Source organism: Loktanella sp. R86503, from assembly GCF_042466455.1.
Classification (GTDB): Bacteria; Pseudomonadota; Alphaproteobacteria; order Rhodobacterales; family Rhodobacteraceae; genus Loktanella.
Genome location: NZ_JAXHCI010000002.1, coordinates 1,321,204 through 1,335,932 on the forward strand (window position 1 = coordinate 1,321,204; position 14,729 = coordinate 1,335,932).

Sequence of the window (14,729 nt, forward strand, 5' to 3'; positions counted from 1 at the left end):
CTTCCAAGGTTATGCTGTCTTATACACCTATGGTGCGGGCCTTGGTGTTGACGTGGATCAACAAAAAGGCGGCTAATGCAAATTACCTTGCAGATGCTGCGCAAGGCGGCGGGCCAGCGCGCGCTGCACATCATCCGGCGCGGTTTCTGAAATCGCCCGGCTGAGGGTCTGCACCTGCCGGCGTAAGTCGTAAAGTTGATCCAGCAAGGACAGCACAACGGGCATGGCGCGATCGTCGATTTCCATCGTGCTGCGCAGTTCCACGATCAGTTTGATCCGCGCGATGTCGATGTCGTGAAAGACCAGATCGCCCGCGTCATGATCGGGGCGCACCCAGTTCTGCGCGATCCACCTATCCAGATCCTGCCGGTTCAGACCGGACATTTCGGTGACAAGAACATCGATATGCATCATGTTTCATCCTCCATCGCGGCGCGGGGGTTAACAGGGTCTGTCGGCGTCCAGTCCGCCAGAAACGCCTTGAGCGCGTCATCGGGCGCACCGATCACCACGCTCAGTTTCGCATACAGATTGCCCGCGTCCTGTTTGCCGTGTGCCGGTACACCGCGCCCCCGCAAACGCAGTTCCGTGCCGCTGTCTGATCCTGCGGGGATTTTCATCTTGACGGGGCCCTGCGGCGTGGGCACCTGCACCGGGCCGCCTAAAACGGCCTCTGCAATGGTGACGGGCAAGGTCACGTGAATATCGTTGCCGCGCCGTTCGAAATAAGGGTGCGGCTTGGTCGTCACCGTGATCAGCGCATCGCCTGCGGGGCCGCCGCCGACCCCTTCTGCGCCTTGACCGCGCAGGCGCAGGGTCTGGCCGTCCTTTGTGCCTGCGGGGATTTTCACGCTTAGCGTGCGCCCGTCGGGCAAGGTCAGCCGCTGCGTGGCGCCATTGACCGCATCCAGAAACGCGCAGCGCAGCGCATATTTTTCGTCCTGCCCGCGCTGGGGCGCACCCCGCCGCTGGCCCTGACCGAACATGGACCCGAAAATGTCGTTCAGATCCTCGGGGTTCCAGCCGCTCCCCGGCGTGCCCGCACGGCTATAACGCTGGCCGGCACCTTGCTGGGCATAGTCACGATAGGACGGGCCGGCCGCCTTTTCCTGTCCGCTGGCGTCGATCTCTCCGCGGTCAAAGCGGGCGCGTTTGTCCGGATCGGACAGCAGGTCATTCGCCGCCGTGGCCTTTTTGAACGCAGCCTCTGCTACGGTATCGCCCGGGTTCAGGTCAGGGTGATGCTGCCGCGCCAGCTTGCGATAGGCTTTGCGGATCTCGTCTTGAGTTGCACTGCGCTGCACGCCGAGTGTGGCGTAAGGGTCGTCCGGCTTGGCCAAGGCATGGTCCTTTCTGATGCCGCCCGGCACGCGGGCAAACCGGCCATAAGGGCAGGTGCGCCGGTGGCGGGCGGCGGTGATCTTGCGATTTATGCAGCCAGTCTAGCACAGGCGTGCCGCACTGACATTGATCTTGATCAGATAGGTCGCCCGCGGGGCGCAATGAAGCCCCCGCCAACCCTAGAACGATATATCGGACCTTGGCGCAGCACCGCTGCGCTGCACGCCGGGCAGGGCGCAGAGCATTTCGAACAGCAGGCCCGCGCCGGCAACGGCGGTATTACCGGGCATGTCGTAGGGTGGCGATACCTCTACCAGATCGGCACCGACGATGTTCAGCCCTGCGCAGCCGCGCACGATTTCCATGCCCTGCGCCATCGTCAGCCCGCCGATTTCCGCTGTGCCGGTGCCGGGGGCATAGGCGGGATCAAGGCTGTCGATATCAAACGTCAGATAAACGGGGGTGTCGCCGATCATCGCGCGGATTTTGTCCATCAAGGGGGCAAGGGATTTGTGCCAGCACGCCTCGGCCGGGACAACCTTCCAGCCGCGCTCTCTTCCCCAGTCAAAATCGGCTGGCGCATAGCCGGTGCCGCGCAGACCGATCTGGAACACCTTGTCGTTGATCAGGCAGCCGTCTTCATGGGCGCGGCGAAAGGGGCAGCCGTGGGCAACCTCTTCTCCGAACATATTCTCGTTCGTGTCGGCATGGGCGTCGATATGGATCAGGGCAACGGGGCCGTGTTTGGCCTTGATCGCCTTCAGGATCGGCCAAGACAGGGTGTGATCGCCGCCAAGGGTCAGGGGGATGACGTTGTGTTTCAGAATTGCGTGGTAGTGATCCTCGATGATCTGGACGGATTTTTTCAGATCAAAGGTATTGATCGGCACATCACCGATATCCGCGACCCGCAGGCTGTCAAAGGGCGCGGCCCCCGTTGCCATGTTATAGGGGCGCAGCATCCGGCTTTCGTCGCGAATCTGGCGCGGCCCAAGGCGCGTGCCGGGGCGGTTCGACGTGCCGATATCCATCGGCACCCCGACAAAGCAGGCATCCAGCCCGGCAGCGGTGTCCTGGCTTGGCAAACGCATCATCGTGGCAGGCCCGCCAAAGCGGGGCATGGTGTTGCCGCCTAGCGGCTGATTGTTCTGGGTCATGGGATGCTCCGGTATTTCGGTTGGGGTCAGGCGCCTTTAGCGCGCAGCCAGTTCGTGATGATGTCGCGGTGGCGTGTGCCGTCATAGGACGGAAAATGGCCGCCGTGGACGGTCTGCACGGGCAGGTCCAGCAGGCGCTTCATGCTTGCGACATATTGCTCCATTTCGGCGGGATCGTCGCTTTCGATCAGCGGACCGTCATAGACGATATCGCCTGAAATCAGCATGCCCGTCGCAGCCTCGAACAGGGCAATGCCGCCGGGGCTGTGGCCGGGGGTGTGGATCACCTCGAAATGACGGTCCCCAAGGTCGATGGTGTCGCGGTCATGCAGGATGCGCGTCGCCGGGGCGGATTTCACGGTATAGGTGGCGGATTGATAAGGCTGCGGCGGCAGCGCGGTAAAAATGTCGTCAGTCACGTAGTCGGCGGCGAAGGTGTTTTCGCGCGTCGGGTTGGCCAGAATATCCGCCTCTGCCGCGTGACACAGGCGGCAGGGAAATTCGTGATGCGTGCCGATGTGATCGAAATGGGTATGGCTGGCGACAGCGTCCAGCGGGCGCTCTGTGACCAGCGGCACCCAGTCGCGCAGGCTCAGCACGCCCATGCCGCTATCGACCAGCATGTCGCGGTCGCGGCCGCGCACGTGCCAGACGTTGCAGCGGTAAAACTCTTTGATATGCGGCTCGTCGATCAGGGTCACACCGTCGGACAGGGTGCGCGTGCGGTACCAGTCCTGCGGCTTTGCCCGCGTCATTGGCGCAGTCATGGTGCGGCCTGCAACGCGACGACATGGGACGCGAACAGCGGCACTGTGGCCCCCGGCGCGGGCAGATCGCCCAGCGGCAGGTGGGCCACATAAGGCGTGGCGGCAGCGTCCGTGCTGCGGAAATGGCAGCGGTGGTAGGTGCCGAAAAACGCCGTGCTGTCCAATGTCGCGGGGCCAAGGGCGACGTCGCCTTTCAGGCCGACATTCTCTGGCCGCACGCCATGCGCCATGCCCGGCTTGGCTGGATGAAGGTCGCCCGGCAATAGATTGATATCACCCATAAAGTTAGCCGTGAACAACGTCTTGGGCCGCAGGTAAATTTCCTCTGGTGCGCCGAAGTCTTCGACGCGGCCTTGGTTCATCACGACGATGCGGTCGGCGATGGCCATCGCTTCCTCTTGGTCGTGGGTGACGTGGACAAAGGTGGTGCCGACCTTGCGCTGGATCGCTTTGAGCTCGTCTTGCATCTGGCGGCGCAGTTTCAGATCCAGCGCGCCAAGGGGTTCGTCCAGCAGCAGCACATCGGGATCGACGGCCAGAGCGCGGGCCAGTGCGACGCGCTGGCGCTGACCGCCTGACAGCTCGTGCGGTTTGCGGCCTGCCTTGTCGCGCAGGCCCACAAGGTCCAGCATGTCCTCTGCCTTGGCGTTGCGGGCGGCGCGGCGCATCCCCTTCATCCGCAGGCCAAAGCCGACGTTTTCGCGCAAGGACATATGCGGAAACAGGGCGTAGTCCTGAAACATCGTCGTGGTGGGGCGGTTTTTCGGGGCCACGCCATCCATATCGCGGCCGCCGATTTTCACCGTGCCGCCGGTGGGCGACAAAAAGCCGCCAAGGATGAACAGCAGCGTGGACTTGCCGCAACCGGACGGCCCAAGCAGCACGACAAATTCGCCCGCGCCAAAGGACAGATCGATATTGTCCAGCGCCTGAAAGGTGCCAAACGATTGGCTGATGGATTGCAGGGCAACGTCGGCGGTCATGGCTTCGGCTTTCTGAAAACTGTCAGTTCAAGGATGATCAGGATCGCGATGGACACAAGAAACACCAGTGATCCAATGGCATTTGTCTCCGGTGACAGGCCGGATCGCAGCATCGACCAAATCTCGACCGGCAGGGTCACGTCAAAGCGCGTCAGCAGAAAGGCGATGATGAATTCGTCCCAGCTGAATGTGACGGACAGGAAAAATGCGGCCAGCAAGGCGGGTTTCAGCATCGGCGCGGTGACAAGAGTAGTGACCTGCCATTCGCTGGCCCCCAGATCGCGGGCGGCGCGTTCGGCATTTTTCTGGTGATCGCCCATCGCGGCAAACAGGATCGCAAAGCACAGGGGCAGGTTGATGACGACATGGCCAACCCCCGTGGCCCAAAGCGACGGGCGCACGCCGATCACGTTGAACATGCTAAGCAATCCCAGCGCGATGATCAGATAGCTGACAGTCATCGGCGCGATCAGCAGGCCGCGCATGATGACCGATCCGGGCAGGTGCACGCGGGCAAGCCCTTGGGCCGCAAGAAACCCCAGCGTCAACGCGATGGTAGAGGAGATCAGCGCCACAAACAGCGAATTGCGCAGCGCCGCCATCAGGTCGCGGTCGGATAACACCTCTGCGTACCATTTCAGTGATGGCCCATCAAAGGGCGGCACGGGCAGGCGGCCCGCCTGAAAGGAAAACAGCACCAGCACCACGACGGGCAGGAAAATAAAGGCAAAGATCGCCGCAAGATAGGCGTATGACAGCGCGCGCATCAGACCCGGTCCATTTTCAGCCAACGGGCGGTGGCGGCATAGGCCAGCGTGACCAGCACCATCAGCACGACAGACAGTGCAGAAGCCATGGGAAAATCCCCCCTGCGTCCAAGTTGCAGCATGATCAGTTGGGGCATGGAAAGCTCGTTATTGCCGCCCAGAATTTGGGGCGTGATGTAATCGCCGATGCACAAAACAAAGGTCAGAAAGGCGCCTGTCATGATGCCGGGCAGGGTTAGTGGCAGGATCACCAGCCGCAGGGTCTGCCAACCGCTGGCCCCCAGATCGGCGGCGGCGCGGGCATAGTTTGGCGACAGCTGGATCAGGTTGGCGTAGATCGTCAGCGTCAGCAGCATGACAAAGAAATGCACGAAGCCGATGATCGTCGCGGTGCGTGTCGCCATGATCTGAATGGGCGCGTCCAGCAGTCCGATCCCGATCAGCCCCTGCATCAACACGCCGTTCTGCCCCAGCACCAGCGCCCAAGCGTATGACCGCACAACGTAGGACGTCCAGAACGGCAGCACCGCCAGCATGATCGCCAGCCGCTGATACTTTGGCGGCACCTGCGTTGCGATGATCCATGCCAGCGGCCAGGCCAGCAGCACGGAAATTACCGTCACGGTCATGGTGATTTCAAGCGAGACGAAGATCCCCTTGAGCAGCGACGGGTCGGTGAAAATCTTGACGTAGTTGCCAAGGTCATAGGCCTGCACGACCTCTCGGCCTTCCAGATGCGCGAGGCTGAGCAGGACCATCGCGGCAAAGGGCACAATGAAAAACGCCAGCGTCCACAGCAAGGCCGGGGCGACAAATGTCAGGGCAGTGCGCTGCGCGGCGCGCTCGATACGGCTCATGGAATTGGTCCTGTCAGGGGTGGCCCCGGCGATCTGTGCCGGGGCCATTGTGCGGGGCGGTTACTGCTGCAGCATGTCCGTCCACAGGTCCTGCATCGCCAGATCCAGGTCCGCATCCGGCACCGGATACAGCTGCGAATTCGCCAGATAGGTATCCTGATCGTCCCAGCGCAGGGCGGCCTTTTGGTCATCGGTCAGCACGTCACCCGCCGCGCGGTTTGCTGGCATCCCCCAATAGCATGATGACGTCGCCAGACGCGCCTGACCTTCGGGGCTGACGATGTATTTGACGAATTCGGTCGCCATGTCCTTGTTTTCGGAATCCTCTAGCACCGCGATCGACTGGGACCAGCGCAGCGCACCTTGGCTTGGCACGGTCCAGTCCAGCGCGGGGTTTTCGGCGCTCAGCACCGCTGTCACCCATTCGCCGCCGCCGATCAGGATGTCGACTTCGCCGGTCGCAAGGGCGGTCTGACTGGCGACCACGTCGCTGACTTGGCGCGCGTTGGCCTTTAGCGCATAGGCGCGGTCGCGCAGCGCCTCGACACTGTCGGCGGTCAGGTCGGCGGTGGCGGTGCCCTGTTCCAGACCGATCAGGCCCAGCACGGGCAGGTAGTAGTCATAAACCGCGATGCGGCCTGCATATTTGTCCGACCACAGGATGCTCAGGTCGTCCATATCTGCGGAATCGACCTTGGTTTTATCATAAGCGATGGTGTTGTAGCCGAACTTTTCCGTCACCGCATAGGCGGTGCCATCGCGGCCATTGCTGTCGGCCATCACCAGATCGGGAAAGAAATCGGCGGTGCCCATGTCGTCCGGCAAGGCGGCCAGCAGGCCCTGATCCACGGCGCGGCCCACATCGACGGTGTCGATCACCATGACATCCCAATCGCCGGGGCGGGACTGGTCAAGGATCGCAAGGCCCGCAGCGGTGCCTTCGTATTCCTTGACGTTGACCTTCACGTCGTGGGCCTGCTCGAACGGTTCCAGTAGGGCAGGGTCGGTGTGATCGCACCAGACCAGCGCGTTGATTTCGCCCTCGGCCTGTGCGGCGCTGGCCAAAATCAGCAGTGCACCAGAAGCGGCCATTGTGGTTGTGGCGGTCTTTTTCATCTTCACTCTCCCATGGATGTCGCTTGTTGTTGCATTCATGGTTGTGTTGGCCTTAACTTGAAGTCAATCAATATTTGTAGTCACTACAGAAAAACAGATCGGCAGGGTATGAGCGGACTTCGGGCGCGTAAAAAAGAAGCAACCAGCCAAAGGATCATCGCCGAAGCCTGCCGGATGTTTCAGGACACCGGCTATGAGGAGACGCGGATCGAAGACGTCGCCGCCGCGGCAGAGCTGTCGGTCGCGACATTTTATAACTATTTCCGGTCCAAGGCGGATATCCTGCTGTCCAGCGTGACAGAGGAGACGGAAAAGGTGATCGCGCAGGCCGACCGCTGCATCGCGCAGCCGCATGCGGATGCCGCCAGCGGGTTCGACGCGCTGAGCCAAGTGTATTGGACCTATTCCTTTACCAGCACGTCGCGGCAGATGTGGCGCATCGCCGTGTCGCAAACCATGCTGGACCCGCAGTCAGAGTTTTGCCGCAAGTATGTCGCCCTAGATGACCGCCTGTCGGATCAGGTTTGCAGCTTTATCAGACAGATGCAGGCCGCAGGGCATATCCGGCCAGAGGTTGACGCAGGCCCGATTGGGGCCTTGCTGTTCAACAATGTGAACATGAACTTTCTGGCCTATATTCGCAGCGATACGCTGACGGCGGCGCAGGTGCGCGACGCGGTCCATGCGCAAAGCGCACCGGTGTTCCGCCTGATCGCGGTATAGCGCGGGGCGCAGGCCAATGCTGGCCTGCGCGTTGTGGGTGGTTAGGGTTTTGTGATTACGGCGCGGGGTGCTGCGCCGAACAAACGGCCTTTTTCAGCGACCAGCACACAGATCAGCGACAGGCAGGCCAGTCCCAGAAAGCCGGACAGCAGCGGGATCAGCGTGCCGTTGTACAAATAGCCGATTAGCCCGCCCAGCAGGCCGCCCCCCAGCGTTTGCGCGGCCCCCAGCACCGATGACGCCACACCGGCAACCCGGCCCAGCGGCTCCATCGCCATGGCGTTAAAGTTGGTCGGCACGAAGCCGAAAAAGCACATCATCGCGGTGAACATCGCCAGAAACAGCGGGAAAGGCGTTGCGCCGCCGTAGGCGATGGCCAGCGCCAGATGCAGGGCCGCCATGGTTATGAAACCCAGCAGCGCGCCATGGGACAGCTTCTTGATGCCAAAACGTGATACCAGCCGCGAGTTGGCAAAGGACGACGCCGCCATGAACACCGCGACCATCGAAAAGTAGATCGTGAAGTGCGGGCCGATGTTATAAATGCCGGTATAGACCTGCTCTGCCTGGCTGATAAAGGCAAAGAGGGCACCGAAAAATGACGCCATTGCAAGGGTATAGCAAAAGGCGATGCGGTTGGTCAGGACGATGCGGAACGCCTCTGCCACGGGCTTTAGCCGCAGGGGGCGGCGGTTGGCCGGGTCCAGCGTTTCAGGCAGACGCGCCCAAGCCCAGATCAGCGCCGCCAGTCCGAACAGGAACATGAAGGCCGACAATTCGCGCCAGGTGCCAAAGACCAGCACGGCCGATCCGATATTGGGCGCAAAAACCGGCATGACCATAAAGACCATCATGACCAGTGACATCACACTGGCCATCTGCGGGCCGTGATAACGGTCGCGCACCACCGATGTTGCAATCACGCGGGTCGCGGCAGCGCCGATGCCCTGCACAAGGCGGGTCAGCAGCAAGGCTTCGAAGGTGGGAACAAAGATCGCGGCGATCGCGCCCAGCAGATAGATGCCAAGCCCGGCAAACAGCACCGATCTGCGGCCAAACCGGTCGGACAGCGGGCCGTAGATAATCTGCGCTCCGCCAAACCCGATGACATAGGCGGTGATCACAAACTGACGCTTGTTTTCATCTGCAACCCCAAGGGCAGAGCCGATATCTTGCAAGGCCGGAATATAGACGTCGATCGCGGCGGCATTCAGGGCCATCAGCAGCGCAATCATGGCGACAAATTCATAATACGGCAGCGCCGCCGGATCGCGGCGCGCTTCGGCGCTTAGGATAAAGCTCATGGGATGGGTCCGATATGCAAGGTTGCCCTTGGTATCGGCCTCGGTAGGGGGAGGGGGCAACCCGCAAGGGTTGCATGGCTGCTATGTGAATTGCGCATGGCTGAGTTTTAATGAAAGTCGCGGCTTTTGGGAATGATGCGCGCATCACGCGGATGCCCCCGGCTGCCGGACGATGGCAGCGGGCTTTTGACATGATCGGCGCGGGCAGTCTGGGTCTGCATGGCATCGGGCGACAGGCGCAGCAAGGCATCGGACCGGTCGGTCAGGCTTTGGGCGACGACGTGGATGATTTCGACATCACGCTGCACGTAACCTTCGACGACCAGCAGGCGCGACTGCATCACGGCCTTGCGAAACTGTTCCATCACCTTGGGCCAGACCACAAGGTTGGCGACACCAAACTCGTCCTCGACCGTGATAAAGCACACGCCCTTGGCGCTGCCGGGGCGCTGGCGGATCAGCACAAGGCCCGCCAGCTTCAGCTTGCGCCCCTTGTTGAAGCCCTGCAAATCCTTGGTGCTGGAATAGCCTTGTCGCTTCAGCGACTTGCGCAGGAATGACATGGGGTGCGCCTTAAGCGACAGGCGCAGCGTCTGATAATCCGCCACAACCTGTTCGCACACGGGCATGACGGGCAGGGGAACCGTGACTTCGCGCCCTTCGTCGGAGTGGTCCTTGAACAGCGGCAGATCCGGTGCATCGCGCAGACCTTTCGCTTCCCACAGGGCTTGGCGGCGGTCGATCCACATGGACCGCACCGCGTCCGCCTCTGCCAGCCGGCGCACGATGGGCGCGGTCAGGCGGGCGCGGGTTTTTAGCGATTGCACATCCTCATAAGGCGCATCGCGCGCCGCCATGATCCGCGCCGCCGCATCCGCCCGTAGCCCGCCGATCTGGCGCATACCCAAACGCACCGCAAAGCGGCCGCGATAGGGTTCCAGCGTATTATCCCAGTCGGAAAAGTTCACATCCACCGGCTGCACCATCACATCATGGTTCTGCGCATCCCGCACGATCTGTGCGGGGGCATAAAACCCCATGGGCTGTGAATTCAGCAGCGCCGCACAAAACGCCGCCGGATAATGGCATTTGAGCCAGCTGGACACATAGACAAGCTGGGCAAAGCTGGCGGCATGGCTTTCGGGAAAGCCGTATTCGCCAAAACCCTTGATCTGGTTGAAACACCGCGCCGCGAATTCCGCATCATACCCGCGCCGGGTCATACGCCCGACCATCTTTTCCTGCAGCGCCTCGATCATCCCGCGAGACCGGAACGTCGCCATCGCCTTGCGCAATTCGTTCGCTTCTGCGGGGGTAAATTCAGCCGCATCAATGGCGATCTTCATCGCCTGTTCCTGAAAGATCGGCACCCCCAGCGTGCGGCCAAGGATATTCTTCAGCTCTGCCGGATCATGGGGCGCGCCGGGACTAGGATAGCTGACAGGTTCCGCCCCCGATCTGCGCCGCAGATAGGGGTGGACCATATCACCCTGAATCGGGCCGGGCCGCACGATGGCAACCTGAATGACCAGATCATAAAACGTGCGCGGCCGCAGGCGGGGCAGCATGTTGATCTGCGCGCGCGATTCCACCTGAAACACCCCGATGCTGTCGCCCTTGCACAGCATATGGTAAACACGCGGGTCCTCTTGCGGCACGCTCGCCAGCGTCCAGTCATGGCCGTAATGCGCCCGGATCAGGTCAAAGCATTTGCGGATGCAGGTCAGCATCCCCAGCGCCAGAATATCGACCTTGAGGATGCCCAAGGTGTCGATATCATCCTTGTCCCATTCAATGAACGTGCGATCCGGCATCGCGCCGTTGCCAATGGGCACCGTGTCCGTCAGCGCCCGCTGCGTCAGGATAAAGCCGCCCACATGCTGCCCCAGATGCCGCGGCATCCCGATCATCTGCCGCGCCACAATCAAGGTGCGCCGCAGCAAGGGATCGGACAGATCGACGCCCGCCTCGCTGGCATGACTTTCACCGATATCCGTGCCCCAACTGCCCCAGACCGTTTTGGCAAGGGCAGAGGTCACATCCTCTGACAGTCCCATGACCTTGCCCACCTCTCTGATGGCAGAGCGGGGGCGGTAATGGATCACCGTCGCGCACAGGCCAGCACGGTGGCGGCCGTATTTTTCATAAATATGCTGAATCACCTCCTCGCGCCGCTCATGTTCGAAATCAACGTCGATATCGGGCGGCTCTTTACGTTCCTCGCTAATAAATCGTTCAAACAGCAGCGCGTGCTGCGCCGGGTCCACGGCCGTAATCCCCAGCACATAGCAAACGGCCGAATTCGCCGCCGATCCGCGCCCTTGACACAAGATACCCTTAGAGCGCGCAAAGATTACGATGTCGTGAATCGTCAAGAAATATTGGGCGATATCCAGCTTCTGGATCATCGCCAGTTCCTTGTTCAGCGTCGCCCGCGTCAGATCCGATACGCCCTGCGGATACCGCGCCGCAGCCCCGTCCCAGGTCAGCTTTTCCAGATGCGCCTGCGGGGTGGTATCCTGCGGAATGACCTCAGAGGGGTATTCGTAAGCCAACTCCTCTAGGTTGAACAGGCAGGCATCCGCCACAGCGCGGGTTGCGGCAATCGCATGGGGCCATTCGGCAAACAGACGCTGCATTTCTGCCGGGGATTTCAGATGCCGCTCGCCATTTGGCTCAAGCAAGTGACCGGCCTGCGCAAGGGTGGTCTTGTGACGGATACAGGTCATCACATCCTGCAGGGGGCGCCGCGCGGGGGTATGATAAAGTACATCATTCGTCGCCAGCAGCCGCAGTCCGTTCTGTCCCGCCATCCGGTCCAGTTGGTTGATCCGTGCCCTGTCACTGCCTTGGTATAAAAAACTCGCAGCAAGATACCTGAGCGTCGGTAAGGCCTTGACCAACCTGGGCAGAACCTTGGCATATCCCCGCAGATCGCGCGGCGGCACAGCAATCAGCTGGATGCCATCCGCATGATCCGCCAGATCGCGCAGCGTCAGATCGCACAGCCCCTTGGCTTGCCATGCGCCGTCCCGATCCTGCATCCGCCCCTTTGAAATCAATCGGCTCAGCCGCCCATAGGCTGCACGGTTGCGCGGGTAGGCCAGAAAAGTCTCTCCGCCCAGCAAGGCTATGCGCGCGCCGATGACAGGGCGCATGTTGGTTCTCTTCGCCTCCGCATGAATGCGCACGACACCGGCCAAGGAGTTCAGATCCGCCACTCCGATCGCATCATAGCCAAGCGACCACGCCTCCAGCGCCAGATCGGCAGCGTCGGATGCTCCGCGCAGGAAGGAAAAGCAGGTGGACAACCCCAATTCCACATAGGGGCTTTGGGGATTTTTTGCGTATATGCCGTCCTCTGGCACGGTATGCCGAGGGTGGTGATTGTCAGTCTCAGGCACCGGGGGCATCCCCCACTGCGGGGTCGCAAGGGGGCGCTGCCCCCGCCGCCATAGGCGGCCCCCCCGGGATATTTGGGACCAGAAGAAGGCCCAAATGCTTGAGAGGGGTCCAGCGTTTCGCGACTTTGCGAGTCCACGGAACGCCTTCTCTTGGTGCGGTCATCGGCGTCCCCGCCTGTACCGCAGAATCAGAATGCAATAAGTTCGTTAAGAAACCTTTGCTTCTTCTGGTCAAAAATATCCCGGGGGGAAGGGCCTTTGGCCTTGGGGGGCTGGCCCCCCCTGCAACATCAGCCCGTTTTGCAGCGGGGAAGCGACGTGTCTTATGCAAAAACACCATGCATAAACCATTGCGGCGGCAGATGGTAAATCTCGCTATAGATGCCATCACGGTAGATCCAGAGCCTGCGGCGGGTATCGTCTTCGATCCGGTAATAGTCACGTAGCCGGGCAGTGGCGCGGTCGGTCCACCATTCCGGCGCGATCCGTTCTGGTCCGTGAAACTGCGCAATGCGGTGTGAAACGCGTCGCCAGCGGAACTGGACCGGTGGACCTTCGGGGATGGCATAGAGAACGTGGATTTCCTCTGGTGTATCCAGAAGGCGAAGAGGACGGTTTGTATGGCCAGGCTTGCGGCGCCGGCCGGGGGCCTGTGACAAGGCGGACATCCATGTCAGGCTGCGTTCCGGAATATGACTTGCGCGCGGGCTGGGGGTGCGAACGGCCCCGGCGCCAAGTTTGGCCGACAGCCGGTCCACCAGTTGCGCCAGTGCTGCGCCGTCTTCGGTCCGGCCATCCAGGCCGCCCTGCACCGCCTGCAAAGGGTCTGCGGTATCTGCCGCGAGCGTAATCAGTTCGAACCCGAAGCCGGGGTCGATCCGTTCCAGGCGGTCATCGAACAGCCGTCGCAGGTGGTTTGGATCGCGACTGGCCCGGGCGGTGGCAGCGGTGACGTGGCTGACTTCGCCGTCGGTGCGGTAGACGGTGACAGTGATTTTACGCGCGCCGTGTCCTGCTTTGGCCAGCGTTTCGCACAAAGCCTCGCACAACTCTGCCAGATAGGGTGTGGGATCCTGCACCGGCTCGGGCAGGCGTGCCTGCACGGCAAATCGGGGCGGGTCGGTCCGGGCGTTCACCGGTTCGGGCTGGCGGCCCTGCAGCTGGTCCAGCCGCAGCAGGGGATTTTGCGCCAGCGGTGCTGTGGCAAAGCGTCGGGCCAGACTGGCGCGGGGGACGGCGGCCAGATCGCCGATGGATTTCAGGCCCAGGCGTTGCAGCAGCAGCACTGTATCGCCGTCCAGCCGCAAGGCGCGGGCGGGCAGCGGGGCAGTCTGGCTGTGGAATGTCTGCGGCGTTGCAATCGCCCGTACCGCGCCGTAGCGCGCCAGTGCCCAGGCCGCGCCGTGGGTCGGTGCCAGTGCCAGCCGCGCGGCAAATCCCAGCACCCCAAGGGTGCCTTCAATGTCGCGCAGCATGGCGGCCTCTCCACCCCAGAGGTGGTCGGAGCCGGTTGTATCCATGACGATCCCGTCGGCGCCATCTACGGCCGTCCAAGGGCACCAGCGCCGCGCCCAAAGCATCAGCTTGTCCAGCGCCGCGCGGTCGCCGTCCGGGTCGGCGCGTACCACGCGCACCTGGGGGCACAGGGCGCGGATATCGACGACCCTTGCGCCGATATGCAGTCCGGCCAGCGTGGCGGCGCGGTTGGTGGCGGTGACAACGGGGCCATGCGCTCCTTCGGCGGCCAGCACCACCGGCAGGTCATCGGGGGGCGCATCATGGCGTGCGGCAGCCCAGCGCAGCCAGCGGGCAATAGCGAAATCGGTCAGGTGAATGCTAACGATGCGCCGCGAAAGAGGGTCGCGATCTGTTGCAGGACCATGCCCTGCATCCAGCGGGCCTGCGGTGCCGCGCTGGGTCACGCGCTGGCCAGAGGGGCGACCGGCGCTGGTCACCGATGTCATGATCGGGGCGGCAAGGCCGAGATTTTGATCAAGGTTCGGGCCAGCGTTTAGACCGGGGTTTAGATTGGGGTTTAGGCCAGGGGTTGGGCCAAAGTTTGGGCAGGCGGCAGAGGTAATGACGGGATGGGATGGGACCGGGATGTTTGCAAAGGCCATTCCCGCGCAGTCCAGCATCTGCCGGGCCTGCGCCAGCCCTGCGCCTGCAACGGGGTGCAGGACTGCACCCATGCGAAAGCCGGGTGCCGTCAAGCGAGCAGCTTTTGCAGGGCTGGCGGTGAAGGGCAGGATCAGTCCCCCCATGCCGCGATCGGTGTCATCCTGTGTCATCGTCAAAAACCTGTTAAAA

12 protein-coding genes are annotated in these 14,729 nt (G+C 62.1%); 1 reads left to right on the top strand and 11 read right to left on the bottom strand.

Annotated features, from left to right (window positions below; all coding sequences use genetic code 11):
• Positions 1 to 72 precede the first annotated feature (72 nt).
• The 8 genes from SJY10_RS07370 to SJY10_RS07405 all read right to left on the bottom strand — a co-directional run bounded on the left by SJY10_RS07370 (position 73) and on the right by SJY10_RS07405 (position 6,988).
• The gene (locus tag SJY10_RS07370) at positions 73 to 414 is read right to left on the bottom strand and encodes a hypothetical protein (protein ID WP_386681054.1); all 342 of its coding nucleotides are present in this window, start codon (positions 412 to 414) and stop codon (positions 73 to 75) included.
• Positions 411 to 1,340, bottom strand: coding sequence for a DnaJ C-terminal domain-containing protein (locus SJY10_RS07375; protein WP_386681056.1), 930 nt, complete (start codon positions 1,338 to 1,340; stop codon positions 411 to 413). The genes SJY10_RS07370 and SJY10_RS07375 overlap by 4 nt, the downstream gene beginning before the upstream one ends.
• A 180-nt stretch (positions 1,341 to 1,520) precedes the next feature.
• Entirely contained in the window at positions 1,521 to 2,498 is a 978-nt protein-coding gene (gene speB, locus SJY10_RS07380) for an agmatinase (protein ID WP_386681058.1), read from the bottom strand.
• A gap of 26 nt (positions 2,499 to 2,524) precedes the next feature.
• Positions 2,525 to 3,265 carry an MBL fold metallo-hydrolase gene (locus SJY10_RS07385; protein WP_386681060.1) on the bottom strand — a complete coding sequence of 247 codons (741 nt, stop codon included), beginning with the start codon at positions 3,263 to 3,265 and terminating at the stop codon, positions 2,525 to 2,527.
• Positions 3,262 to 4,248: an ABC transporter ATP-binding protein gene (locus SJY10_RS07390; protein ID WP_386681062.1), complete on the bottom strand. Its 987-nt coding sequence runs from the start codon at positions 4,246 to 4,248 to the stop codon at positions 3,262 to 3,264. The genes SJY10_RS07385 and SJY10_RS07390 overlap by 4 nt, the downstream gene beginning before the upstream one ends.
• Complete coding sequence (locus SJY10_RS07395) at positions 4,245 to 5,015, bottom strand: ABC transporter permease (RefSeq protein ID WP_386681064.1); 771 nt, start codon at positions 5,013 to 5,015, stop codon at positions 4,245 to 4,247. Before SJY10_RS07395 ends, SJY10_RS07390 begins: the two co-directional genes overlap by 4 nt.
• Positions 5,015 to 5,872, bottom strand: coding sequence for an ABC transporter permease (locus SJY10_RS07400; RefSeq protein ID WP_386681066.1), 858 nt, complete (start codon positions 5,870 to 5,872; stop codon positions 5,015 to 5,017). The genes SJY10_RS07395 and SJY10_RS07400 overlap by 1 nt, the downstream gene beginning before the upstream one ends.
• A 60-nt stretch (positions 5,873 to 5,932) precedes the next feature.
• A complete protein-coding gene (locus SJY10_RS07405) occupies positions 5,933 to 6,988 on the bottom strand; it encodes a PotD/PotF family extracellular solute-binding protein (RefSeq protein ID WP_386681068.1) in 1,056 nt (351 codons plus the stop codon).
• Between the two features lie 108 nt (positions 6,989 to 7,096).
• On the opposite strand from SJY10_RS07405, the gene SJY10_RS07410 reads away from it, so the two are divergent.
• On the top strand, positions 7,097 to 7,711 hold the full coding sequence (locus SJY10_RS07410; protein ID WP_386681070.1) for a TetR/AcrR family transcriptional regulator: 615 nt from the start codon (positions 7,097 to 7,099) through the stop codon (positions 7,709 to 7,711).
• Positions 7,712 to 7,752: 41 nt separating this feature from the next.
• Here the strand turns inward: SJY10_RS07410 and SJY10_RS07415 are convergent, their stop codons facing one another.
• The 3 genes from SJY10_RS07415 to SJY10_RS07425 form a co-directional block, all read right to left on the bottom strand.
• Positions 7,753 to 9,015 (bottom strand): multidrug effflux MFS transporter, encoded by a 1,263-nt coding sequence (locus tag SJY10_RS07415; protein WP_386681073.1) that lies wholly within the window; start codon positions 9,013 to 9,015, stop codon positions 7,753 to 7,755.
• Between the two features lie 107 nt (positions 9,016 to 9,122).
• Positions 9,123 to 12,419: an error-prone DNA polymerase gene (locus SJY10_RS07420; RefSeq protein ID WP_386681076.1), complete on the bottom strand. Its 3,297-nt coding sequence runs from the start codon at positions 12,417 to 12,419 to the stop codon at positions 9,123 to 9,125.
• A 323-nt stretch (positions 12,420 to 12,742) separates the two neighbouring features.
• Entirely contained in the window at positions 12,743 to 14,710 is a 1,968-nt protein-coding gene (locus SJY10_RS07425; protein ID WP_386681078.1) for a Y-family DNA polymerase, read from the bottom strand.
• Between the last annotated feature and the right edge of the window lie 19 nt (positions 14,711 to 14,729).